We start from the raw sequence: 24,613 nt of genomic DNA, 5'->3' as shown, positions 1-24,613 counted from the left end.
TCTTATGAAAACGCCTAACATCCAAACAACTTCGCGGTCTTTTCCATCCGCTCTGCGATCGCAACCCCGAACGGACAGCGGGATTCGCAGGCATGACAGCCAATACACTCCGATGCCCGATGTTCCAAAAGCTCATAGTGGGACCGTACCGTTGCCGGTACGGCCGGCTGCATGGTTGCAAGATCATAGAATTTGTTGATCATAGCAATGTCCAGATTGACCACGCACGGTTTGCAGTGACCGCAGTAGGTGCACTCTCCACGGTAAGAATGAAGCGGTGCATTGGCGATCACGGATGCGAAATCTTTTTCTTCCTCTGATGCTGTCTCATAAGCAACAGCCGCATCGACCTGTTCCTTTGTGTCATATCCGCACATGATCGCGCCGACTGCAGGTCTGGTAAGTGCATAGTGGATGCACTGCACCGGTGTCAGTGTTACGCCAAACGGGGAACGCTTTGCATCGAAAAGACGCCCGCCTGCAAAGCCTTTCATAACGGTGATCCCGACATCGTGCTGCTCACACAGCTTATACAGGCGCGCACGGTCTGCATCAATGCCCCTTAAGTCTGCATCGAATTCATCCGCGAACATCGTCTCAATCTGCTCGCTGGCCGGAAGCATGTCGAACGCCGGATTGATGCTGAAGAGGATCATCTCCACATAGCCGGACTCTGCCGCTTTCGCGGCCACCTTCGGATTGTGGGAACTCATACCGATGTGACGGATCACGCCATTCTTTTTCAGCTCCATGATATAATCCAGATAATCGGAATGCTGGATGCTTTCCCACTCTTCTTCGGAATCTACATAGTGGATCATGCCAAGGTCGATATAGTCTGTCTGCAGACGCTTTAAGAGGTCCTCAAAAGCCGGACGCACATAAGCCATATCGCGGGTGCGGAAATACTGCCCGTCCTTCCAGGTAGAACCGATATGTCCCTGGATATACCAGGATTCGCGGTTCTCTTTGATTCCCTTGCCGATGACATCGCGGGATTTTGGATCTGCCATCCAGCAGTCCAGAATATTGATTCCTTTGGAAGAAGCATAGCGGATCAGCTCAATGCCCTCTTCTTCCGGATGGCGCTCCAGCCACTCGCCGCCAAAACCTATCTCACTGACCTGAAGATTGGTTTTTCCTAATCTGCGTGTTTTCATTGTTTTTTCCATTTCTCAAACTCCTTTTGTAATATATCAGCCGCTTTATTCTGTTTCACGCATACATTTCTGAAAATAGAATGTTCCATTTTGGAATCCATTCTTTATGGTAATGCGCCCTCTTCTTTCTGCTCTAGGTCCTTAAAGATTTTGTGAAGTACCCATGCGGCCAGAATGAAGGTTCCTGCATCTGCCAGAGGCTGCGCGATCTGGATTCCAAGAATGCCGACTGCCGGAGTCAGAAACAGAAGGACCGGTATCAGAAACCATCCCTGTCTGGCGGTGGAAACCACGGTTGCCCAGGTTCCGTAGCCCATGGATTGCGGTGTCATATTGCCCATAACGGTGACTCCCATAAGCGGCAAGGTGCAAAGCTGCATACGGAGTGCCAGTGTTCCGATCCGGATAACGTCCAGATCGTCTTTCCGGAATACCGCAACAATATTTCCAGAAAAGGCAAGGCCAGCCAGTGCAAATACAAAAAGCACAGCAGTGCTGACTTTGATGCAGAAAATACAGGCTTCTTTCACACGCTTATATAACCCGGCACCAAAACAGTAGCTGCAGACAGGCTGAAAGCCCTGACCGAAACCAATCATGGCCGAGCCAACAAACATCATAAAGCGGTTCACGATGGACATAGCCGCAATGGCTGCATCCCCATATGGCTGTGCCATGACATTCATCAGGATGGTTGCCACACTGGCAATTCCCTGACGCCCAAGTGATGCCACACCTCCATACAAAATCTGTCCGTAAAGCTTTACAGTTGGACGGAACTTACGGATATCGATGGAAATGCAGTCCTTTCGGAAATTGCACATCACAAGCAGAATGCAAAAGCTGACAAACTGGGAAATGCCTGTTGCAAGCGCAGCGCCTGCGGTCCCCATACCCATACCGAAAATAAATACCGGGTCAAGGACAATGTTTAAAATACCTCCGGTTGTGATGCCGACCATGGCAAATAAGGCTTTTCCCTGAAACCGTAGAATGTTATTCATGATAAATGAAGTCATCATAAACGGTGCCGCAATCAGAATATAGGATGCGTAGGCTTCGGCATAAGGCGCAATGGTTACGGTAGATCCAAGCATCATAACCAGCGCATGGATGTTGGCAGTTCCGAGGACCGTGATAACCAGTCCCATAAAAAAGCCGGTAAAAAAAGCGATGGAAGCAAGTTTCTCGGCCAGCTCCCGGTTTCCTGCCCCGATCAGCCGGGCAATGTAATTTCCGGATCCGATTCCGATCATAAACGATAATGCCTGAATGATCGACATGGCTGAAAAGATGATTCCGACCGCGCCAGAAGCGCTGGTCCCAAGCTGGCTTACAAAAAAAGTGTCAGCCATGTTATAAATCGAGGTGACCAGCATACTGATGATGGTTGGGACAGCCAGCTTTGAGATGACACGTCCGACCGGCGCATTGGCCATTTCGTAGTATTGGTCATGTGATTCTTTTGTCTGCTGCATGATCATAACTCTCCTGTTTTTATAATGTAAAAGTATACCATGTTTTTCAGCAGTCGGCTATGTCTCTTCTGACATATTCATAAGTTATTTTTTTGACGAATCAAGGGCTTTTTGTCACGCAGAAAAAGAGTGCTGGCATACCGTAACTGCATTGCTGCAATTTTTATGCCAACACTCTGTGATTTTATAAGCAAATCTAACGGTTTGCAAGTTCTTCTGTGATATCCTCCCAGGTCACACCGCGCTCTGCCATGAGAACCATGACATGATACAGGAAATCAGAAATCTCGTATTTGATTTCTTCCGGATCCGGGTTCTTGGCTGCAATGACGATCTCGGTCGCTTCTTCTCCGACTTTCTTTAAGATCTTGTCGATGCCTTTGTCAAACAGATAGTTGGTGTAAGAGCCTTCCTTTGGATGGATCTTACGGTCCTGAATGACAGAGAAGACATCCTCAAATACTTTCAATGGATTGGTTTCTTTGGTCTCTTTCTCAGCAAGTGTCTGGAAGAAACAGCTGCGGGAACCGGTATGGCAGGCCGCACCAATCTGATGGACTTTCGCCAGAATCGTATCGTTGTCACAGTCTAAGTGCAGGGACTTTACATACTGGAAATGTCCGGAGGTCTCGCCCTTTAACCACTGGCTCTTCCGGCTCCGGCTGTAGTAATGCATCTTGCCGGTGCGGAGCGTATCTGCGAAGGCCTGTTCGTTCATATAAGCAAGCATCAGCACTTCGGAAGTCTTGAAATCCTGGACGATGACCGGAACCAGGCCGTCGGAATTGGTTTTAAAATCTCCCCAGGAAACACTGCTGCACAGAATGTCTACCGCAATTCCAAGGCTGCCAAGTTCCTGCTTCTTTTCCATATAATTTCCATTTTCCGGAGCCAGGCTGGCGAGGACAAAACCGGCAGCCGCGTCTGCTTTCAGCTCTTCTGCCAGTTTTGCGATTTCGTCTGCATTGCTGACTATATAATAATGCATCTGTTCATCCATCGTATGGATCACTTCCACAGCTTCCGGAAGAACAGCATCTTCCAGCAGTGCCATGGATGCTCCAAGCTGCGCATACTCCGGGATCCGTTTTGTCTGGTCTTTCTGGTTTAAGCGGATAAAGATTTTTTCACTGCCGAAGCGGTCTGCCGCTTCTTTGATCAGATCCACATTTTCTTCCACAGATGCATCTAAAAATACGCCCTTCGCACCTGCGTAGAGGTATTTCTTCACATCCTCCAGGCGTTTTACGCGTCCGCCAGCATAGATCGGAATGTCGATCGCCCTTGCCATTTTCCGGATCAGGCCAATGTTGTAATCATGCTCCTCATCGTTTTTGGAACCATCGGCAAATACCAGACCGTCTGCTCCGTCATTCCCGGCAGCAGAGGCAAAAGAAAGCACTTCCTCTTCCTGTTTTCCATCGCAGCAAAGCTGCGCAAGTAACCGTTTAAATTCTGCCATAGTTATTCTCCCTGTTCAAACCGCGCTACCGCATCCGGCAGGCTGATCTTTTTCTCGTATAATGCTTTTCCAATGATGGCGCCCTTGATCTGGCTGTCATTTAAGCGGACCAGATCGTCCATACAGGAAACTCCGCCGGAGGCGATCACATCCAGTCCGGTCTGCTTAGTCAGAAGCTTTGTGTACTCGACGTTCGGACCGGTTAAGGTACCGTCTTTGGAAATATCGGTATAAACGATATGTTTTACCCCGAATTCTTTCATCTGCAGGCAAAGATCCAAAGCCGAAAGACTGCTTACCTTTTCCCAGCCTTCCACTGCCACCATGCCGTTTTTCGCATCGACACCGGCTACGATCCGGTCGGCACCAAAGGTTGCAACCAGCTCTTTCACAAATTCCGGCCGCTCCACGGCGCGCGTTCCAATGATGCAGCGGGTGATGCCAAGCTCCAGCATATTTTTCACTGCTTCCACGCTGCGGATGCCTCCGCCAAGCTGGATCGGAACGTCCACACTGGATACGATCGCACGGATCGCATCTTCATTTACGGAACGTCCTGCCAGCGCACCGTCCAGATCCACAATATGGAGGAAGGATGCACCCTGGCTGACCCACAATTTTGCCATATCAGCCGGTGTGTCGGAATAAACCTTTACATTATCAAATAATCCCTGTGTCAGGCGGACGCATTTGCCGCCCTTCATGTCAATTGCCGGATATAACTGCATGGGAATCTCTCCTTTTTATACGTTTTCTGTTGCCAGGCACACAGACGTGAAACCTAGCCACTTACAGTACGCCTTTTGTCGACAAAACATCGGTGATCCGTGCGTCGTATCGGGTTGCGTTGTCGAGCGCCTTTGCAAACGCCTTAAATGCACCTTCAATAATATGATGGTTATTGATTCCGTCAAGCTGCTTTACGTGCAGGTTCATCTCTGCGCCGTAAGACACTGCATAGAAAAATTCGCGGATCATCTCCGTTTCCAGATCCCCGACCTTTTCCCGGTCCAGCTTCAGGTCATAAACCAGATACGGTCTTCCGCAAAGATCCAGGGAACAAAGAAGCAGTGCCTCATCCATGGGCAGGATCATGGTTCCGTAACGGACAATGCCTTTTTTATCTCCTACGGCTTCTTTGATCGCACGTCCCAGCACAATACCGGTATCCTCGATCGTATGATGGGTATCGACCTCCAGATCCCCGTCTACATGCAGGGTCAGGTCAAACAGACCATGTCTTGCAAATCCGTTTAACATGTGGTCAAAAAAGCCAATGCCTGTGTGAATATCTGCTTTTCCGGTTCCGTCCAGGTCCAGGGTCAGACGGATTTTCGTCTCTTTTGTGTTGCGTTCTATGGTCGCACAGCGTGCCATGAGCACTACCTCCTGTTCTTATTTTTTACTCGAATCGTACGCGGATGGAATTTGCATGTGCAGTCAGATACTCTGCCTCTGCAAAGGTTTCAATATCCTTATGAACCGGCTCCAGTGCTTCTTTGGAATAGTAGATGATGCTGGATTTTTTAATGAAATCGTCTACACTCAGCGGGGAGAAGAATTTTGCGGTTCCATTGGTCGGAAGGACATGGTTCGGGCCTGCAAAATAATCGCCCAGCGGCTCGGAACTGTACTCGCCCATAAAGATCGCGCCGGCATTCTGGATCTTCGTCATGACTTCAAACGGGTTCTTTGTCACGATTTCCAGATGCTCGGATGCAATGGCATTTGCGGTTTCGATTGCGTCTTCCATGGAATCAGCTACCAGGATATAACCATAGTTTTCCAGAGATTTTTCCAGGATGGCTTTTCTGGAAAGCTGCTGAACGAACGCCTCTGCCTCAGCAGAAACTTTTTCTGCCAGCTCCATGCTGGTAGTAACCAGGATTGCAGATGCAAGCTCATCGTGCTCTGCCTGGGATAACAGATCCGCTGCGACATAACGTGGATTGGCGGTTTCATCTGCAAGGACCAGAATTTCACTCGGTCCGGCGATGCTGTCGATGCTCACATGACCATAGACCGCCTTCTTTGCCAATGCCACGAAAATGTTGCCCGGTCCAACGATCTTATTGACACGCGGAATGGATTTGGTTCCAAATGCCAGCGCTGCGATTGCCTGGCACCGCCGACTTTATAAACTTCGGTAGCGCCTGCCAGATGTGCAGCAATCAGGGTAACCGGGTTTACTTTTCCGTCTTTTCCTGGTGGCGTTACCATAACAATCTTCTCGACTCCTGCAACCTCAGCCGGGATAATGTTCATCAATACGGAAGACGGATAGGCTGCCTTGCCGCCCGGAACGTAAACACCGACACTGGAAAGTGCGCTTACCTTCTGACCAAGAATGGTTCCGTTTGGTTTGCTGTCGAACCAGCTGTAACGTTTCTGCTTTTCATGGTACTCGCGGATGTTTTTCATGGATTTTTTCATGACAGCCAAAAGATTCGGGTCTACCTGGGACAGTGCCTCCTGAATTTCTGCCTGGGTTACACGAATATTGTCTGCAGAGAGCTCTGCACCGTCAAATTTTTTTGTATACTCGAACAGGGCTTCATCACCTCTGGCGCGTACATCATCCACGATCTCCTGGACTGTGCCCTCGTAAGCACTGTAATTGTTCGGGTCACGCTTTAATAAATCTGCAAGGATGTTTGCCCTGCTTTGTTCATCTAATTTTACAATTCTCATGATTGGTTATGCCTCCTGGATCAGATTCTTTAACTGCTGTATGATTTTGGTAATGCGCTCGTGCTCCCGCTTCATGCTGACCTGGTTTACCACCATGCGGGCAGAAAGCGGGCAAACCTCTTCGAGGACCGTCAGGCCGTTCTCTCTTAAGGTCGAACCGGTTTCTACAATATCGACGATCACTTCGGAAAGTCCAACGATCGGAGCCAGCTCGATGGAGCCGTTCAGTTTGATGATTTCTACGGTCTGATGCTTTTTATTATAGAAGTAATCCTTCGCGATCGCCGGGTATTTGGTGGCAACGCGGATCAGCTCATGATGCTGCAAAAGCTCTTTGGCTGATTCCGGCCCGCACACACACATGCGGCATTTGCCAAGCTTCAGGTCCAGAACCTCATAAAGCTTTCTTCCCTCTTCCAGGATCGTATCCTTTCCAACGATACCAATATCGGCTGCTCCGTACTCCACGTAGGTTGGAACATCGTTTGCTTTTGCGAGGAAGAACCGGTAGCCAAGCTCTTCATTGGTAAAAATCAGCTTTCTCGTATCTTTATCTTTCATTTCTTCACAGGTGATGCCGATCTTTCGAAAAGATCGAGGGATTTATTGGCCAGCCTTCCTTTCGCCAGCGCAAAGGTAAGATATCTCATAATTGCCAGTCTCCTTTAGTGAATGTAATCCCGGACGGTTTCCGTGTAAGCCTGATTTACCGATACGCCGGTTTCTGTATCATAGACGGATGCAGTGCTTCCGTCACCCAAAAGGCTGATGAGTCGGTGCATCTGGAACCGCCTTGCATAATCCAGATAAGCATCCACGTCTTCTGTTTCCGTGCGCGGTGTCAGCTGCGCCGGGATTCCTGCATTGCGGAACTGGCAGGCAAGGCGGATTGCCTTATCTCTCGCTGCCGGATCGTACAAAATAATGGTATCGTTCATTTTTACATCGATACGGATCTTCTGACGGGAAAGAGCCAGAAGAAGCTGGTCAGCCATAATGGCAAATCCGACTGCGGCAGCCTTTTTTCCAAACTGTTCAAGCAGCTTGTCATAACGGCCACCCGCAACGATGTACTCGCCGGTACCGTAGGTGTAAGCCTTAAAGATGATGCCGGTATAATAGGAGTATTTGCTCAGCATGCCAAGATCATAGGAAACATAATCGCCAAGACCATAGCTGTCTAAGATTCCTGTACTTCTTCCAGACGTTTGATCGCATCAAGCGCCCGCTTATTCGTTGTCATTGTTTTTGCGATGCGGATTTGGTCAATGTCTCCGAAGAGCTCCGGAAGCTTAAGAAAGAGCTTTTTTAAGTCTTCACTCATGGTCTGTTCGGATAAGAGCTCCTCCACACCGAAATAATTTTTATTTTCGATCAGGACGCGGAGCTTTTCCTGGGTCTCCTCATCCATTCCGGACTCCTCAACCAGTCCACGGTAAAATTCCACCTGCCCCAGTTCCACCTGAAACTCCTTTAAGCCGGTCTCTCTTAATGCGTCAATAACCATCGCGATCATTTCTGCATCAGCATCGGAGGTATCATCACCGATCAGCTCGGCTCCCGTCTGGGTGGATTCTTTTAAGCGCCCTGATAGCTGGTCCCATTGATAAAGGTAGGGCCAAGGTAACACAGACGGAGCGGTTTTGTCTCATCCATATAATACTTTGCCACGCAGCGTGCAATGGGCGGTGTCATATCCGGACGAAGTACCAGAGTGTTGTTGTCGCGGTCAAAGAACTTGTACATTCCCTGGCTGCCTACGCTTCCGCGCTCCTTTTTGAAAATATCGAAGAACTCAAACACCGGTGTCTCAATGCTCTGATATCCGTAAAGCCCGAATACATGCTGGATCTTCTGCTCCACGGCAAGCTTTCTGGCACATTCTTCTGCGTAAATATCACGCACACCATCGGGGGTATGCAGTAACTGGTTATTCATGTTCATAATCCCGTCTCCAATGCTTTGCTATGGTAAAGTGCTAATTCGATAACGTGATTCCAATTATAGGAGAAAGTATCTGAATTGTCAATCAATATCTTTCCACTGTTTTAAACATTTTACGACTTTTCAAAAAACACGTCAAATAGACTCCGGTTATGGCTAGTATTCCTCATCTGTTATTTATTAGTATATTTTATATATAATAGCCGTTGTATAAATATGACGATATATGATACACTATTTCTGTATTTGTGATAGAAAGAACACGTGTAACGGTTTTGCTCATTTCCTGCGCAGACAGTAACGTGAATTTGCATGATGATAATCGATTTGGAAGGAGTTTGAGACTATGGGAGGCTTTTTCGGAGTTGTTTCCAAGCATGACTGTGTGATGGATCTGTTTTTTGGTACAGACTATCATTCTCACCTGGGTACCCGCCGCGGCGGCATGGCTGTATATGGAGAATCTGGTTTTCAGAGAAGTATTCATAATATAGAAAATTCCCCGTTCCGTACGAAATTTGAACGGGATGTAGAAGAACTGAAAGGAAATGCCGGAATTGGCTCGATTTCAGACAATGAACCACAGCCACTGCTGATCCACTCCCATTTAGGAAGCTATGCGATCGTAACTGTCGGCAAGATCAATAATGAGGAAGAGCTAATCCAGCATGCTTTCCAGAACGGACATATCCACTTTATGGAAATGAGCGGCGGGCGGATCAATGCCACCGAGCTGACGGCTGCGATCATCAACCAGAAGCAAAGTCTGGTCGATGGCCTGCTCTACGCGCAGGAGATGATCCAGGGTTCCATGACGATCCTGCTCCTTACACCAGAAGGAATCTATGCATCCAGAGACCGCTATGGCCGTACCCCGCTGACCGTAGGACAAAAAGAAGATGCCTGCTGTGTTTCCTTTGAAAGCTTTGCCTATATCAATCTCGGCTATCATGACTGCTATGAACTGGGACCTGGAGAGATTGTGCGGGTAACCTCAGACGGCGTTACGCAGCTTTCTGCCCCAAGAAAAGAAATGAAGATCTGTTCCTTCTTATGGGTATACTATGGCTACCCAACCTCCAGCTACGAAGGAATCAATGTAGAAGAAATGCGTTATCGCTGCGGACAGATCCTGGCTGACCGGGATTTAGGCTGCGGACATTGCTCCCATTGTCCGGGACACGCAGCTGCACACACAGAAGAAACTTCCGGCACGGATAGCACTGTCGCAGACCATTTTGAAAACGTGCCCACGGAGCTTCTGAGAATGCTAACACGGAAACGATCCACCCGGATATCGTCGCAGGTGTTCCGGACTCCGGAATCGCCCATGCGATCGGTTATGCCAACGAATCTGGTATCCCGTTTGCAAGGCCGTTTATCAAATATACACCTACCTGGCCGCGTTCCTTTATGCCGCAGAACCAGAGCCAGCGCAACCTGATCGCAAAAATGAAGCTGATCCCGGTTGGCGCCCTGATCAAAGACCAGAGCCTGCTTCTGATCGACGATTCCATTGTCCGCGGCACACAGTTAGGTGAAACAACCGAATTTCTTTATGAGAGCGGTGCAAAAGAAGTACATATCCGCCCGGCATGCCCGCCGCTCCTTTACGGATGTAAATACTTAAACTTCTCCCGCTCCAATTCCGAGTTAGACCTGATCACCCGCCGCATCATCCGCGACCGGGAAGGCGACGACGTATCTGCAGAAGTATTAGCTGATTACGCAAACCCGGACAGCAAAAATTATCAGGAAATGGTCGAGGAGATCCGCAAGCGCTTAAACTTCACAACCCTGAAATTCCACCGTCTGGACGACCTGGTTAAGTCCATCGGACTTCCGAAAGAATGTTTGTGCACGTACTGCTGGGATGGGCAAGAGTAAATATAACAATATCACACAGTAACGAACGAGGGCCGAAAGGTTTCGTCCCGCCATTCGGCGGGGACGGAACCTTCCGGCCCATTTGTGTTTACTGTAAGATATTGTTATCGCGCTCATCCAGATCCTTCTGGATGGTTTCGAGATAGTGTACCAGGATATCGCGGCTTGCGTGGATCTGGTAGCTTTTGTCGATTTCGTCATATGTAAAGCTTTTGCGGCCGCCCTCTTCCATGCGTTTCCAGAACTGCTCCAGGTCGCGAAACGGAATATAATAGAGTTCGTCTAACGCGGTAAAGTGGAGGATGATAAATGCGATTCCCCCCTGCTGTTCAAATTCTTTCATGAAGCGGATCTGATGTTCGTGGACGTTCTGGAGCGGAAAGGTTTTGACGGCACATTCCTTTGCGTCGAAGCAGACCGGGATTCCCTGCACGGCCCCGATATAGTCGACCGTACTTTTCTGGTCGAAGTACGCCAGCGTGATATGGCGGCTGGATTTATCGATGCTGATCGGGGTGATCGGGGTTGGGATTTTCTGAATCAAGGCCAGTTTTTTCTCGCGGTAAACCTCATTGCTGTGATTAATCATATCCTCCAGCGTGGAGCCACGCAGCCCCCGGCTTTTCCAGGTGCCCATCTAACGCACTCCTTCCGGAAGGATGCCAAGAACCCTTTGAAATTCTCCCGGAACAGGTGCAGTAAAACTTTTCCCGCTTAAGTATTCCAGCGGCGCTTCCATCTGTGGGAACACCAGTTTCCAGGAATGCAGCATCTGGGAATGAATGTGATAGCTCCGTTTTGCTTCTTCATTTACCCGTGGAGTCCCGTATTTGGTATCTCCTACGATCGGATGACCGATGGAAGCCAGGTGCGCGCGGATCTGGTGTGTACGTCCGGTGATCAGGGTTACCTTTAAAAGGGTGTATGCACCGCTCTCCATCAATGGTTCGTATTCTGTGCAAATTGGTGCACTGTCCGGAAGTTCTTTCTGGCTGATGGTAACCTGGTTGGTCTTTTCATCTTTCTTTAAAAATCCCTCAATCTTCTTTTTTTCCCGGACTGCTCCGTAAACCACACACAGATAGTATTTGTGCAGGGAACGGTCCTTAAACATAGCCGACAGCTTCTGAAGGCCCACAAGGGAACAGCCCGCTGCCACCAGACCACTGGTATTGCGGTCCAGCCGGTTACAGACCGATGGGCGGAAGCTGCGCAGGTTTTCTTTTGTCAGCTTTCCGGAATCAAGGAGGTAATCGATCAGATATTCTACCAGGGATTCATCATTCTCCTTTGCCTTCTGGGAAAGCATACCGGATGGCTTATTGATCAGAAGGATATGCTCGTCTTCATAAATGATGTGCAGCTTTGTTTTTTTTACTTTCTGCACCTTTACCTCAGAAAACTTCTCTATGGTCTCATCTGCAAGGAACAGCTTGATCTCATCACCCTCAGACAGCTTTTCAGACCCGTCACATTTCTTCCCGTTCAGCACAATATTTTTCTTGCGCATCATCTTGTAAAGAAAGCCCTTTCCTGCCAGGTTCAGATATTTGGAAAGGAGCTTGTCTAAGCGCTGTCCTGCTTCATTTTTATTTACGGTAATGCATTTCATGAAGAAAATCTCCTTTTCTCGTTTTTCCCAGATATTACATAGACAGGTTTTTCATCAATGCAGCAGCATAATCCACAACACCATCATCCTCATATTCTGAGGCCGGCTTTAAGCTGTCCATTCTGCGCCAGAATGCGTGTGGATCGCAGATCAGCTTTACATTTGGATCCAGTTTATTTGCTGAAAACAGTGTATTCAAAGCCTTTTCTGCCTTCGCAAGATCTGCCTTTTCGCTGCTGCAGAAAGCAAATACGCCGTTTGGATGAACTGCTACCACATCGAGCGGAAGAATCTGCTCCTTTGTCGTTACGATCAGGTCATATAACATCGTACAGGCTGTCTCATATTTACGCGCATGCTCATAAAAGGCCGGATCTCCCGTGCGGTATTTCCAGGATGCTAAAAGCGGGGACGCCAGATTCGCCATTGGCAGTACCGTCAGGATTGCCATAACAGTCAGGATATTTTTTGCAGCCTGGTCCCCGGTCAGCTGTCTCGCCACAAGCTGGGCGATGATCGCCGCCACAAAGAGGCCGGTCATCAGGAGTCTTGATTTTTTATGCTGGTCCCGGTAACCGTACTGCCCTTTTCGGATTTTCTTCATTGTAGTTTGTTCTCCTCTGTATCGTAATCAATATATAAAAGAATGTGCCGCAGTGCGATCCTTGCGGAGCGTTTTTTGTTTCATAGAACGCAATTCCCTATTGAAACAAAAAGAGACAGGATCAGCTCATGCGGGCAGAGCTTTGACAAAAGCCAGAACGCCTTCATAAGTGGTCCGTATACGGAAACCGGCTTCCCCATCATGCTGTCACGGAGCGCCTTTTTCACGACCCGTTTTGGATCTGCCATGGCCAGTCGCTTGTAAAGCGGAATCTTTCCAGTTGTCTCTGCGATCGCAAAAAACTCTGTTTTTACCGGTCCAGGGCACACTGCAGTCACATAGATCTGCCGTCTTTTTAATTCCATGGACAGAGCACGGCTGTAGCTTAATACAAACGCTTTTGTTGCCGCATAGATGGCAAACCCTGGCTGCGGAAGAAATGCAGCAGCCGAGGCAAATTGCAGGATCCTGCTGTTTTTGGTCATATAAGGAAGCACTAGACGGGTAACCGCGGCCAGTGCACGGCAATTTACATCGGTCATGCCGGTTTCCTCATCAAGAGAAAGCTCTGATACCTGCCCGATCTTTCCAAATCCGGCTGCATTTACCAGAATCTTCACCTCCGGTTCTTCCCACTCCAGCTTTTCCTCCAGTGCTGCAAAGGCTTCCTCTCTTTGCAGGTCCAGTTCCAGTATTTTTAAGGGGACCGGAACCTCACTGACAAGACGAAAAAGCCGCTCCTTCCGTCTGGCGATGACCCAGATTTCCTCCAGACCGGCAAAACGGTCAGCCAGCTGTATTACACATTCCCGGCCCATGCCGGAGGATGCACCGGTTATGATGGCAATTTTTTTCTTTGTCATTTTCATGCGTCACACTCCTGAACACTACTCAGTAAAAGAATCTTACATAATCACATAGCCTTGTTTTGCTGCTTACGCATTGCACAGCCTTATTTTTTCTTATGAACATTGCGGATCGTTTTTTTCTTTCCGGGCTTGCGGCTCTCAGATCCTGTACCGAAGGCTTGTTTTCCTGCGGAGCGGACACTGCCAGCCGTAGCCTTTTTCGCTGCATTTGATGTACCGGTCTTCGCTGCTCCGGATCCAAAGCCAGATGATTTCCGGTCTGTATTCCTGTTTCCAGGCTGCCTTGTCCCGCCGGAAAATGATGCTCCCGCACACCAGTGCATTTCTCTAGGACGGATCAGGCATTTTTTGTCAAATCCGATCAGATCTGTGCGCCCGGCTTTGATCAGGGCTTCCTTTACCAGGTCATAGTTTTTCGGGTTCCGGTACTGGATCAGGGCACGCTGCATGGCTTTTTCGTGTGGATTATGCGGAACATAAACCTCTTCCATGGTACGTGGATCCAGGCCGGTATAATACATGCAAGTCGAAAGCGTCGATGGAGTCGGGTAAAAGTCCTGGACCTGCTCCGGCATATAGCCCAGATCACGCAGGTATTCAGCCAGCTCTACCGCCTCCTTTAAAGAAGAACCCGGATGGGAGGACATCAGGTAAGGAACCAGATACTGCTCCTTTCCGATTTTTTTGTTCATCTCTTTATATTCCTTCACAAATTGCATGTATACGGAATTTTTTGGTTTGCCCATTCGTTTTAAGACTGCGTCTGCCACATGCTCCGGTGCAACCTTAAGCTGTCCGCTGACGTGGTATTCGCAGAGTTCCCGTAAGAATGCACGGTTTTTGTCTGCCAGGACATAGTCAAAGCGGATACCGGAACGGATAAACACTTTTTTCACCTTCGGGATTGCCCGAAGCTTGCGCAGGAGGGAAATATAATCGCTATGGTCTGCACGGATGTTTTTACACGGTTCCGGGAACAGGCACTGTCTGTTTGGGCATGCGCCCTTGGTCAGCTGCTTTTCGCAGGCAGGGAAACGGAAGTTTGCGGTAGGACCGCCTACATCGTGGATATAGCCTTTGAAATCAGGCTCCTCCGTCAGAAGCTTTGCTTCCTCAACCAGAGACTCATGGCTTCTTGCTGGATGATACGGCCCTGGTGGAAGGTCAGTGCACAGAAGCTGCAGGCACCAAAGCAGCCGCGGTTGCTGATCAGGCTGAATTTGATCTCGCGGATCGCCGGGATTCCTCCCTCTGCTTCATAGCATGGATGGTAATTACGCATGTAAGGAAGGGCGTAGACCTCATCCATTTCCTCCTGTGTCAGCGGCTTTGCCGGCGGATTCTGCACAACATATTCTTTTCCATAGTATGGCTCTACCAGGCGCTTTCCAAGAACCGGATCTGTGTTGCTGTACTGGACGTAAAAGCTTTTTGCATAAACCTTTTTATCGTCCTTCAATTCCTGGTAATCCGGCAGAAGCTTATAATCGTATACAATTTCCAGATTCCGCGTTTTAAATACGGTTCCATCTATAAATGTGATATCTTTTACATCTATTCCGCTGTTTAAGGCATCTGCGATCTCCACAATGGAATGCTCGCCCATTCCGTAAGAAATGAGGTCTGCCTGGGAATCTAACAGGATAGAACGCTTCAGGCGGTTAGACCAGTAATCGTAATGGGCAAGACGGCGCAGGCTGGCCTCGATTCCACCAATGATGATGGCAGAATCCTTATAAACAGACCGGATCAGATTACAATATACAATGGTCGCATAATCCGGGCGCTTGCCCATAACACCACCCGGCGTATAGGAATCCTGCTGTCTGCGCTTTTTGGATACAGAATAATGGTTTACCATAGAATCCATGTTTCCTGCTGATACCAGAAAGCCAAGCCGCGGTTTTCCAAGGATCTGGATGCTCTGCGGATCCTTCCAGTCCGGCTGTGCAATGATTCCTACTTTATACCCGCGGGATTCCAGAAGGCGGCTGATGATAGCCGGACCAAAGGATGGGTGATCCACATAGGCATCTCCGGATACATAGACAAAATCACATTCTTCCCAGCCACGCCGGTCCATATCTTCCCGGCAGATTGGTAAATAATCATGTATCATAAAACTGATTCTCCTTATTGGTTACCATGCGCATACACGTGCCGGTAACCCTTATTCTTTTTCTGTTTGAAATAGTTTGTTATAATCCTGGATATAGTAATCAGCAAGCTTTTTCTTTTCTGCCCGCATCCCTGCAGAAAACTCATCCTCTACCGCACAGACAGTCATGCCGGCCCGTTTCCCGGCCAGGATTCCCGCAGGGACATCTTCAAAAACCATGCAGCGTGCCGGAGACACGCAAAGACGTCTTGCAACCTCTAAATAAATATCCGGGGCCGGCTTTCCGGCCGGCACCTCACAGGCCGTTGCGATCACCTGGAAATATGGGCGGATCTTTAATGATTCCAGCACGGCATCTACCATATCCTGCCCGTTGCTGGTAGCAATTCCTGCTTTTTTCCCTGTGCAGGCCAGATACTCCAAAAACCGTCTGGCACCCGGCTTTAACGGGACTTCACTCCGGTATTTTTCAATACTCATCTGGATCCAGGCATGCTTGATCTCATCGATGGAATCCGGAATTTCGAACCGGTTTTTAAAATACCTTGCAGTCTCTGAGAAGCTCATGCCTTCGATCACCTTCTGCAGATCCGGCGGACATGCCAGGCCAAAGCGTCCCAGATACTCAATATCGATTTCCTTCCACATCCACATGGAATCTACCAGTGTACCGTCCAGGTCAAAGAGTACGGCATCCATGGTCGGAAGTACCAGGGCGGCCGGTATGCTGGATATAGCATTTCCATTTTCTATGTTTTTTTGATTCATAAACAGCTTCCTTTTGTCTTCTATTATTTATTAGCGCAATTTTATCGCAAGAATACACAGACAGGGTACTATCCTATTTTTGAAGCAGTTCTAATTCTCCTTCTGTCAGAGCCCGGTATTCCCCCGGCTTTAAATCTGGATCCAGCTTCAGTCTTCCCATGGAAAGACGTTTTAAAAACACTACATGGCAGCCAAGCGCTTCAAACATCCGCTTCACCTGGTGGAATTTTCCCTCCTGGATCGTCAAAAGGATCTCTGCTCCGGCATTCGCCTCAGCGCTGTCTGCAGTCTCCGCATCAGCACTGAACTGCTCCAGCGCTTTTTGGCGGGTCTGCCCTGTCCACTGCTTCAGGATCTCGAGCTTTCCTGGCATGACTGGTGTTCCATCATTTAGGGTCAGCCCAGCCGCCATCTGTTCCACTGCTGTGTCAGGAAGTGTGCCCGCGATCCTGGCAAAATACACTTTATCGACATGCTTTCCAGGCGCTAACAGGCGGTGGGTCAGGTCTCCGTCATTGGTTAAAAGCAAAAGCCCCTCGGTGTCAATATCGAGACGTCCAACCGGGAACAGATCACTTCGGTTTTCCCCGGTTAGCAGGTCGATCACCGTTTTATGGCGTTTATCCTCTGTTGCGGAAATAACACCCTGCGGTTTATAGAGCATGATGTATTCCATCGCACGGTAACGGACGGGTGTGCCATCAAAAGACACCTCATCGGTATCTGGATCAATCTTCCGTTCTGTTTTTTTCTCTACGGCTCCGTTTACCTGGATCCGTCCTTTTTTTGCCGCATCCTTGATCTGGGTACGGCTTCCTTTATTCATTTCTGCCAGATACTTGTCCAGTCTCATTAATTTTGCCATTACTGCCACCGCCATCCTGGATAATATTTGTTTTTTAAGCTGCTTCCGGTATACTTGGCCCAGCCGAGTGGATAGCCGTCTACGCCGACCAGCACCCAGCCCTTTTGGAGCGTTTCCTCCGGATCCGGGAAAATTGTCTCCCCCTTTAAATAACGGATGCTTCGCTCATCGATGGCCGTGAGGGACAGGCTCTGGGAAAACTCCCGCAGCTGCAGTACCATCGCAACCGCCTGGGATGGCTCGAACCGGTTCTTCTTCCACTCCCCAAGAAGCAATCCGGTACGCAGATAGCGAAGCTTCCAGGACTGGTCAAAGCATTCCGGGAGATAATATACCATGCCATCCCGGACCATCATACGGCTTCGGTCAAGCGGACTCTTTAGCATTGCTTCCCACTGCAGGTAATCGCTTTCCTTTTCCAGTCTGCGTACCTCAGCAGGTACGGTGTTAGTGTAAGCCTGTGTATCCGGCTCGGCATCCGGCTCGGCATCCGCCCCGGCATCCTTTTGGAGTAAAGCAAGGAAGTGCCCTTCTCCTTCTATTTTGTGCGGAAACAGGCGGATGACCGGCATGCCATCTAACCCGCTGCAGGCGCCCTCCCATGGGGTCAGCGGCACCAGCTTCATGTCTGGGTGCGTATCAAGAAGCCACTGGATCGTGTTCTCATCCTCTTCCTTTGCAAACGTACAGGTAGAATATAAAAGCATTCCTCCCGGCTTTAACATCTGCACTGCGGAGGTTAAGATCTGACGCTGGAGTGGGGCATAATACTGCGGCCCACGTTCCATCCAGCTTTTGATCAGGTCCGGGTCCTTCCGGAACATACCTTCCCCGGAGCATGGCGCATCGACCAGGATCTTATCGAAAAACGGGCCAAATACAGAAGCCAGCTTTTCCGGCGTTTCACTGGTTACACAAAGATTGGGGATTCCGAATAATTCCAGGTTTTTAAGCAGCGCCTTAGCCCGGGAATTGCTGATATCGTTGGAAACCAGAAGTCCTTCTCCCTGCAGCTTTACGCCAAGCTCAGTGCTCTTCCCGCCAGGTGCGGCACAAAGGTCCAGTACCTTATCTCCCGGCTTAACCGGAAGGGCAGAGGCAGGTGCCATGGCACTTGGCTCCTGCAGATAATAAAGCCCTGCATAATAGTAGGGATGGCGGGATGCCCTGCTGTCCTCACTGATATAATATCCATTCGGGGTCCAGGGAACCTTCCGGAACGGAAACGGACAAAGAGAAGTCTCCCATTCTTCCGGTGTAATTTTTGCTGCATTGATCCGAAGTCCTGCAAAAGGCTTTTTTTCATAGCTTTCCAGCCATTCATTGTAATCCGCGCCCAAAAGCAGCTTCATCTGTTTTAGAAATGTTTCTGGTAACTGCATAAGCTTCCTTTCTCTTGTATACGGTCATGACTGCCACATTGGCATAATTGCATTAAGTATAGCATAATTTACTTCAAGTGAAAACCTGTTTTCCTGGAGTCTCTTATGACTGATGCATCGTTTTGTGCGCCGGTGTTTATCCTGGTTTTTCTTCTGCTTCTCCTGTTCCCGCAATATTCTGTGGAGGGTGCTGCAGATGGTCTTTTGCTCTGGTTTCACACGGTGCTTCCGGCACTGGCGCCTGCAATGATCCTGACACAGCTGATCCTTAAGTCCAATGGCGTAACACTTCTGATGCATCCGTTTCACCCGCTGCTCTCCCATGTGTTCTCTCTGAGTGATCAGGGTGCCTTTGCACTCCTTGGCGGAATGCTTTGCGGGTATCCGGTCGGACCATCCCTGTGCAGCAGCCTTCTGACAGAACAAAAGCTCTCACGAAAAGAGGCTGCTTACCTGCTGGCCCTGTGCAGCTATCCCAGTCCGATGTTCCTGCTTGGTTATGTCCGCCAGCAGCTTCCAGAAAGCAGCTCTTGCGCACTATTACTAATAAGTGTTTATGCTCCGGTCTTTCTTTTGTCCGCTGCAGCAAAAAAAATCCTGCATTATCCGAAAGTCTGTGCTCCCGGTCAGAAGGCTCCACAAAACGGTACAGATGTGCTGGAAAAGGCTTTCTCCCAGGTATCCGTACAGCCGGAAGCCCGCGCAGTCTCGGTTCTTGATTCCGTTCTCTACTCGGTAAGTGATACGATGGTCCTGATCGGAGGCTATCTGATGCTGTTTTCCATTCTGGTCTGCTTTATCCGTCATGCCGCCTGGATCCCCGGACCAGCTGCTGCCCTGTTATGCGGGATTGCGGAAATGACTACGGGGATCCGGCAGATCTGCCAGGTCTTCCCACCTTCCATTCAGCTTCCCCTATGTGCAGCAGCTGCCTCGTTTGGCGGGATCTCCGGTATTTTCCAGGTAAAGAGTGTGTTATATCAGGATTCTTTGTCCTGTGATCAGCAGACACACGGGCAAGCGCTTTCTGTCACATCGTGCGATCCTCAGACAGGCCACAGGAGCTTTTCTGATATCCAATGCAATAAAAATGCCGGATTTGACATCCGGCATTATATTGGGTGGAAATTCCTGCATGCAGGTTTTTCCGTGATCATTCTTACTGTTCTTCGACAGGTTCTTCCTCTGGTGTTTCCTCTACATTGGTAACGCTTCCTGCCAGCTCTCCACGGTTTGAGGATACGATGTCATAGCTGGACTGCATGGAGGAAATAAATGCGTCGAAACGACTCTGTGCCCCCTCCATGGAATGGGTGATAATGGTCTGCAGGCTGTTTAACATATCATCGGTATAGTTGATGGATGCCTGACGGATTCCATTTGCCTCATTTACTGCTTCATCGATGATCGCCTGGGCCTGGGCCTGGGCGTCCTCAACGACACGGTTTGCTTCTGCATAGGCCTTCTGCATGATCTCATGCTCGTTCACAAGCTCGTTTGTCTGGGCAGTTGCCTCAGCCACCATGGCATCGGCCTGGGCACGTGCCTCATTCAGGATTGCATCCTGGTTGCTGATGATTTTCTGGTATTTTTTGATTTCGTCTGGGATACGGAGACGAAGCTCTACCAGCAGCTCTTCCAGCTCCTCTTTATTTACCAGGATCTTGGTGTTGGAAAGCGGCTGGAATTTACAGCTTTCAATATATTCTTCAATCTCACCGATTAACTGTTCGATTCTACTCATGGTTTCTTCTCCTTAATGCTTTGTTACTGATTTGCAAGCTTCTCTCTGACTTTTTCTGCAATGGCAGGATGTAAAAACTCGCTGATATCTCCCTGGTAGCCTGCGATCTCCTTGACAATACTGGAACTTAAATAGGAATACTTTAAGTTTGTTGTGAGAAAGATCGTGTCGATGTCGGGAGCAATGACCCGGTTGGTCTGGGCCATCTGAAGCTCGTATTCAAAATCTGTGATCGCGCGAAGCCCTCTTACAATAATGTCTGCCTGGGACTGGTGCACAAAGTCCACCAAAAGCCCGCCAAAGGAACGGATTTCTACATTTGGCAGATATGAGGTCACATCTTCTAACATCTTAACACGTTCTTCGACAGAAAACAACGGCGTTTTTGAATTATTCTGCAAAACGCCTACGATCAGACGGTCTACCATATGGGCCGACCGCTCAATGATATCCAGATGTCCAAGTGTCACCGGATCAAAGCTTCCAGGGTAAACTGCTATTGCCATATCACTCACCTCGATAGACAAATACATGCTTATTTGTCTTGTATTCTTTTATTTTCTCTGTAATGTAGCCCATTTCAGACAGATAGGAAAAATCGGTCTGGAGGGATGCCTCAATGATGACCGTGCTCTGCTTATCGATCAGGGAAGAGGTTTTTAAATAATCTAACATCTGCTTTTCCAGCTCATGATCGTATGGAGGATCCATAAAAATAAGATTAAAGCGGTGCTTTCCTTCCAGGCGTTTCAATGCCAGAAGTGCATCGCAATGCATGACCACTGCCCTGTCCTCCAGCTTTGTAGCCTTTAAATTATCCCGGACGATCTGGACAGCGGCCTCATTCTGCTCTACGAAAACAGCCTGACCGGCTCCGCGGCTTAACGCCTCGATGCCAATCCCGCCGCTTCCTGCAAACAGGTCCAAAAATGTGCAGTCTGCCAGGTCATATTGAAGCATATTAAAAAGTGTTTCCTTAATGCGGTCCTGCGTAGGGCGGGTATTCATGCCTTCCAGTGTCTTTAACGGTGTCCGCCTTGCGCTCCCTGCTATTACTCGCATAGTATTCTCCCTTTATCTGAAGGTATCTGAAATTTGTCTGTTCCTTCACAATGATAATCACAGCAATTATAACTGTATTTTTTCTTATATACAAGCAGTTTATTATGTAGTTTCGTATCTTTTTTTGTACATAAGAATCAGCGGACGCATGTTTCGCGTCCGCTGACCTTTACAGCATGTTTACTTTCCTGCCATCTGTCTTTCCTGGGCCTCGATCATTTTTTTGACCATATAACCGCCGACAGAACCGTTCTGTGCAGAGGTTAAGTTTCCGTTATAACCATCGGATAACGGAACACCAAGCTCATCTGCAACCTCCATTTTAAAGCGGTCCAGTGCTTCCTTTGCTTCCGGTACCTCTGCCCTGTTAGAAGATCTGCTTGCCATAATTGGTCTCCTTTCTTAAGCGCCTGCCGTAAGGCAGGCATTTTCCTGCATCACGGCCGGTTTGTTTTTTGTTACATTCCTAGTATGTACTTAAGAAAGAATCTTACCCTGGCATCTTCTGTGTAAATTGACAGAATTATGCTATTTTCATAACTGTTTTGTGCCTTCACAGTCACGGGCAAAAGCTGTTATGCTTCTGTTTTAAATTGATAGATCGTGGTAGTCTGGTAAATATCTCCGCCCTTTAAAATCGGGGAAGCAAACTGCGGCTTATTGACTGCATCCGGGAAATACTGGGTTTCAAAGCAGTATCCCTGACGATGGTTATAGACTGCTCCGTTCTTGCCCTCCATAGATGTGAGAAAATTGCCGGTATAGAACTGGATTCCCGGAAGGTCCGTATAAACTTCCATGATACGGCCGCTTGCTTCATCTTTGGCTTTCGCAGCCAGTGACAGTTCGCCTTCCTTATGGTTTAAAACCCAGTTGTGATCATAGCCTTTTGCGAATTTTAACGGCTCATAGTCCGCATCAATCTCATCTGCAATGGTTTTAAACTGTGTGAAATCCATCGGCGTTCCCTTGACCGGAACCAGTTCTCCGGTCGGAATGGAATACTGGTCTGCAATGGTAAACTGGTCTGCATCGATCCAGACCTTCTGGTTCATGGCCGGTCCAGATTCCTGGCCAGCCAGGTTAAAGTAGGCATGGTTTGTAAAGTTTGCGATGGTGTCCTCGTCGCAGGTCATGTGGTAATCGATGCGGAGTGCATCGTCATTTGTCAGGGTGTAGCTGACACGGATATCGGCATTGCAGGGTAGTTCTGGTCGCCGTCCGGGCTAAAGAGGGAAAAGGTGATCTTCGTTCCTTCCTCTGTTTCGGAAACCTCTGCATCCCAGATCCGGTTACGCAGAAAATCCGGTCCACTGTGAAGATTGTTAACCCCGTTATCGTTGATGACCAGTGCATAGGTGATGCCATCGATCGTGCAGGTTGCAGTGCCGATCCGGTTCGCATTTCTTCCGACGATCTCGCCAAAATGCACATCCTGGTCCAGATATTTTTCCGGTGCGTCAAAGCCCAGCACCACATCGCTGAACTTACCGTTTTTATCCGGTACATACATTTCCAGCCAGATAGCGCCAAGATCTGTAAACGAAGCTTTTAACCCGTGTTCATTTGTAAGAATGTATTTTGTGAGCTTAGCCCCATTTTCCAGAGTGCCAAATAATTCCTTGCTGCATGCCATAGTCGTATTCCCTCCACGTTTTCAGTATGAAATTCGTTACTGTTCATGTGCTGCGAAAAAGCAACGCATGTTCTATTTAATTATAGCATAAAGCGAGGATGCAATCCAGTAGGAACTGAATGCACCCTCGTTTTTGAACCTTTATTTTGTAATACTGCCTGAATCCAATCCGATTATTTTGCCTGAATGTAACCCTGTGCAGTCAGAAGCTCTGCGCAAAGCACTGCACCGCCGGCAGCACCGCGGACGGTATTGTGGGAAAGACCTACGAACTTGTAATCGTAGATGCTGTCTTCACGGATACGGCCTACAGAAATGCCCATGCCGTTCTCATAGTCTACATCTAAGGAAACCTGCGGACGGTTATCCTCCTCTAAGTACTGGATAAACTGCTTCGGTGCGCTCGGAAGCTTTAACTCCTGCGGAAGTCCGGAGAATTTCACCAGACGGTCGATCAGCTCTTCCTTGGTCGGTTTCTTGCGGAATTTTACGAATACTGCAGCAGTGTGGCCATTTAATACCGGAACACGGATGCACTGGCAGGTGATCTTCGGCTCAGATGCCTTTACGATCACGCCATCTTTAATCTCGCCCCAGATACGAAGCGGCTCCTGCTCACTCTTCTCTTCCTCGCCGCCGATGTAAGGAATGATGTTTCCTTCCATTTCCGGCCAGTCTTTGAAGGTTTTTCCTGCACCGGAGATTGCCTGGTAGGTGGTAGCAACGACCTCGTATGGCTCAAACTCTTTCCATGCAGTCAGGACCGGAGCGTAGCTCTGAATGGAGCAGTTCGGCTTTACAGCAACAAATCCTCTCTTGGTTCCCAGACGTTTTTTCTGGAACTCGATTACTTTAAAGTGCTCCGGGTTGATCTCCGGAACAACCATCGGAACATCCGGAGTCCAGCGGTGTGCGCTGTTATTGGAAACAACCGGGGTCTCAGTCTTTGCGTACGCTTCCTCGATCGCCTTGATCTCTTCCTTGGTCATGTCTACTGCACTGAATACAAAGTCAACACTGGCAGCAACTTTTTCTACCTCATTGACATTCATGACTACCAGCTTCTTTACTGCTTCCGGCATTGGTGTGGTCATTTTCCAGCGTCCGCCGACAGCCTCCTCGTAGGTTTTTCCGGCAGAACGCGGGCTTGCAGCCACGGTAACTACCTCATACCACGGATGATTCTCCAGAAGGGAGATAAATCTCTGTCCTACCATACCGGTCGCGCCAAGCACGCCAACACGCAATTTCTTTTCCATAATCATAAGCTCCTTATTTTCTTCGTGACAATTCTTTCCTGATTCTGACCGGTGACTGTTTTGTGGCTGTT

Annotated in this window: 21 protein-coding genes and 6 pseudogenes; 3 read left to right on the top strand and 24 right to left on the bottom strand. The window is 48.7% G+C overall.

From position 1 onward, the window contains the following. Positions 1-14: 14 nt before the first annotated feature. From DXA97_RS15625 to DXA97_RS22370, 10 genes and pseudogenes are all read right to left on the bottom strand, one after another. Positions 15-1,172 (bottom strand): aldo/keto reductase, encoded by a 1,158-nt coding sequence (locus DXA97_RS15625; protein WP_347561656.1) that lies wholly within the window; start codon positions 1,170-1,172, stop codon positions 15-17. Between the two features lie 92 nt (positions 1,173-1,264). Next, entirely contained in the window at positions 1,265-2,638 is a 1,374-nt protein-coding gene (locus DXA97_RS15620) for an MATE family efflux transporter (RefSeq protein ID WP_118721009.1), read from the bottom strand. A 196-nt stretch (positions 2,639-2,834) separates the two neighbouring features. Beyond that, positions 2,835-4,100: a bifunctional phosphoribosyl-AMP cyclohydrolase/phosphoribosyl-ATP diphosphatase HisIE gene (gene hisIE / locus DXA97_RS15615; protein WP_118721008.1), complete on the bottom strand. Its 1,266-nt coding sequence runs from the start codon at positions 4,098-4,100 to the stop codon at positions 2,835-2,837. A gap of 2 nt (positions 4,101-4,102) precedes the next feature. Next, entirely contained in the window at positions 4,103-4,828 is a 726-nt protein-coding gene (gene hisA / locus DXA97_RS15610; protein WP_118540515.1) for a 1-(5-phosphoribosyl)-5-[(5-phosphoribosylamino)methylideneamino]imidazole-4-carboxamide isomerase, read from the bottom strand. 61 nt (positions 4,829-4,889) lie between these two features. Then, a complete protein-coding gene (gene hisB / locus DXA97_RS15605; RefSeq protein WP_118721007.1) occupies positions 4,890-5,477 on the bottom strand; it encodes an imidazoleglycerol-phosphate dehydratase HisB in 588 nt (195 codons plus the stop codon). A 25-nt stretch (positions 5,478-5,502) separates the two neighbouring features. Beyond that, a pseudogene (gene hisD / locus DXA97_RS15600) lies at positions 5,503-6,791 on the bottom strand (histidinol dehydrogenase). 6 nt (positions 6,792-6,797) lie between these two features. Further along, positions 6,798-7,441 (bottom strand): annotated as a pseudogene (hisG, locus tag DXA97_RS15595) (ATP phosphoribosyltransferase). Positions 7,442-7,456: 15 nt separating this feature from the next. Then, a complete protein-coding gene (locus DXA97_RS22380) occupies positions 7,457-7,930 on the bottom strand; it encodes an ATP phosphoribosyltransferase regulatory subunit (RefSeq protein ID WP_347561655.1) in 474 nt (157 codons plus the stop codon). Positions 7,931-7,971: 41 nt separating this feature from the next. Beyond that, on the bottom strand, positions 7,972-8,421 hold the full coding sequence (locus DXA97_RS22375) for an ATP phosphoribosyltransferase regulatory subunit (protein WP_347561654.1): 450 nt from the start codon (positions 8,419-8,421) through the stop codon (positions 7,972-7,974). Beyond that, positions 8,370-8,735, bottom strand: a complete 366-nt coding sequence (locus DXA97_RS22370) for an ATP phosphoribosyltransferase regulatory subunit (protein WP_347561653.1) — start codon at positions 8,733-8,735, stop codon at positions 8,370-8,372. Before DXA97_RS22370 ends, DXA97_RS22375 begins: the two co-directional genes overlap by 52 nt. Positions 8,736-9,081: 346 nt before the next feature. Here DXA97_RS22370 and DXA97_RS15585 point away from each other — a divergent pair. Beyond that, positions 9,082-9,879: pseudogene (locus tag DXA97_RS15585) on the top strand (amidophosphoribosyltransferase); the annotation flags it as partial. 146 nt (positions 9,880-10,025) lie between these two features. Next, a pseudogene (locus tag DXA97_RS15580) lies at positions 10,026-10,622 on the top strand (amidophosphoribosyltransferase); the annotation flags it as partial. 88 nt (positions 10,623-10,710) lie between these two features. Here the strand turns inward: DXA97_RS15580 and DXA97_RS15575 are convergent. The 8 genes and pseudogenes from DXA97_RS15575 to DXA97_RS15540 all read right to left on the bottom strand — a co-directional run bounded on the left by DXA97_RS15575 (position 10,711) and on the right by DXA97_RS15540 (position 18,841). Beyond that, positions 10,711-11,259 (bottom strand): Holliday junction resolvase RecU, encoded by a 549-nt coding sequence (locus DXA97_RS15575; protein ID WP_118721006.1) that lies wholly within the window; start codon positions 11,257-11,259, stop codon positions 10,711-10,713. Beyond that, positions 11,260-12,234 (bottom strand): RluA family pseudouridine synthase, encoded by a 975-nt coding sequence (locus DXA97_RS15570; protein ID WP_118721005.1) that lies wholly within the window; start codon positions 12,232-12,234, stop codon positions 11,260-11,262. Between the two features lie 34 nt (positions 12,235-12,268). Next, positions 12,269-12,838, bottom strand: a complete 570-nt coding sequence (locus tag DXA97_RS15565; RefSeq protein ID WP_118721004.1) for an O-linked GlcNAc transferase-like protein — start codon at positions 12,836-12,838, stop codon at positions 12,269-12,271. Positions 12,839-12,918: 80 nt separating this feature from the next. Beyond that, entirely contained in the window at positions 12,919-13,701 is a 783-nt protein-coding gene (locus DXA97_RS15560; protein WP_118721021.1) for an SDR family NAD(P)-dependent oxidoreductase, read from the bottom strand. Positions 13,702-13,790: 89 nt separating this feature from the next. Next, positions 13,791-15,826: pseudogene (locus DXA97_RS15555) on the bottom strand (YgiQ family radical SAM protein). Positions 15,827-15,877: 51 nt separating this feature from the next. Then, entirely contained in the window at positions 15,878-16,525 is a 648-nt protein-coding gene (locus DXA97_RS15550; protein WP_118721020.1) for an HAD family phosphatase, read from the bottom strand. A 142-nt stretch (positions 16,526-16,667) separates the two neighbouring features. Next, positions 16,668-17,459: a pseudouridine synthase gene (locus tag DXA97_RS15545; protein WP_118721003.1), complete on the bottom strand. Its 792-nt coding sequence runs from the start codon at positions 17,457-17,459 to the stop codon at positions 16,668-16,670. After that, positions 17,459-18,841 carry an RsmB/NOP family class I SAM-dependent RNA methyltransferase gene (locus DXA97_RS15540; protein WP_118721002.1) on the bottom strand — a complete coding sequence of 461 codons (1,383 nt, stop codon included), beginning with the start codon at positions 18,839-18,841 and terminating at the stop codon, positions 17,459-17,461. The genes DXA97_RS15545 and DXA97_RS15540 overlap by 1 nt, the downstream gene beginning before the upstream one ends. Before the next feature lie 105 nt (positions 18,842-18,946). Between DXA97_RS15540 and DXA97_RS15535 the strand changes: the two genes are divergently transcribed. Beyond that, the gene (locus tag DXA97_RS15535) at positions 18,947-20,050 is read left to right on the top strand and encodes a hypothetical protein (protein WP_118721001.1); all 1,104 of its coding nucleotides are present in this window, start codon (positions 18,947-18,949) and stop codon (positions 20,048-20,050) included. Here the strand turns inward: DXA97_RS15535 and DXA97_RS15530 are convergent. The 6 genes and pseudogenes from DXA97_RS15530 to asd form a co-directional block, all read right to left on the bottom strand. Then, positions 20,001-20,585: a vacuolar family H+-ATPase subunit H gene (locus tag DXA97_RS15530; RefSeq protein ID WP_118721000.1), complete on the bottom strand. Its 585-nt coding sequence runs from the start codon at positions 20,583-20,585 to the stop codon at positions 20,001-20,003. The genes DXA97_RS15535 and DXA97_RS15530 overlap by 50 nt on opposite strands. 23 nt (positions 20,586-20,608) lie before the next feature. After that, positions 20,609-21,091, bottom strand: a complete 483-nt coding sequence (gene coaD, locus DXA97_RS15525; protein ID WP_118720999.1) for a pantetheine-phosphate adenylyltransferase — start codon at positions 21,089-21,091, stop codon at positions 20,609-20,611. Position 21,092: 1 nt separating this feature from the next. Further along, entirely contained in the window at positions 21,093-21,647 is a 555-nt protein-coding gene (gene rsmD / locus DXA97_RS15520; protein WP_118720998.1) for a 16S rRNA (guanine(966)-N(2))-methyltransferase RsmD, read from the bottom strand. A gap of 180 nt (positions 21,648-21,827) precedes the next feature. Continuing rightward, positions 21,828-22,034, bottom strand: coding sequence for an alpha/beta-type small acid-soluble spore protein (locus DXA97_RS15515; RefSeq protein WP_118540501.1), 207 nt, complete (start codon positions 22,032-22,034; stop codon positions 21,828-21,830). Positions 22,035-22,222: 188 nt separating this feature from the next. Beyond that, positions 22,223-23,283: pseudogene (locus tag DXA97_RS15510) on the bottom strand (aldose epimerase family protein). 173 nt (positions 23,284-23,456) lie between these two features. Next, positions 23,457-24,542 carry an aspartate-semialdehyde dehydrogenase gene (asd, locus tag DXA97_RS15505; protein ID WP_118530707.1) on the bottom strand — a complete coding sequence of 362 codons (1,086 nt, stop codon included), beginning with the start codon at positions 24,540-24,542 and terminating at the stop codon, positions 23,457-23,459. Positions 24,543-24,613 lie beyond the last annotated feature (71 nt).

Source organism: Clostridium sp. OF09-36 (assembly GCF_003481985.1).
Classification (GTDB): Bacteria; Bacillota; Clostridia; order Lachnospirales; family Lachnospiraceae; genus Brotaphodocola.
The sequence above is the reverse complement of the archived record's forward strand: the minus strand, read 5'-3'. Positions and strand labels throughout refer to the sequence as shown.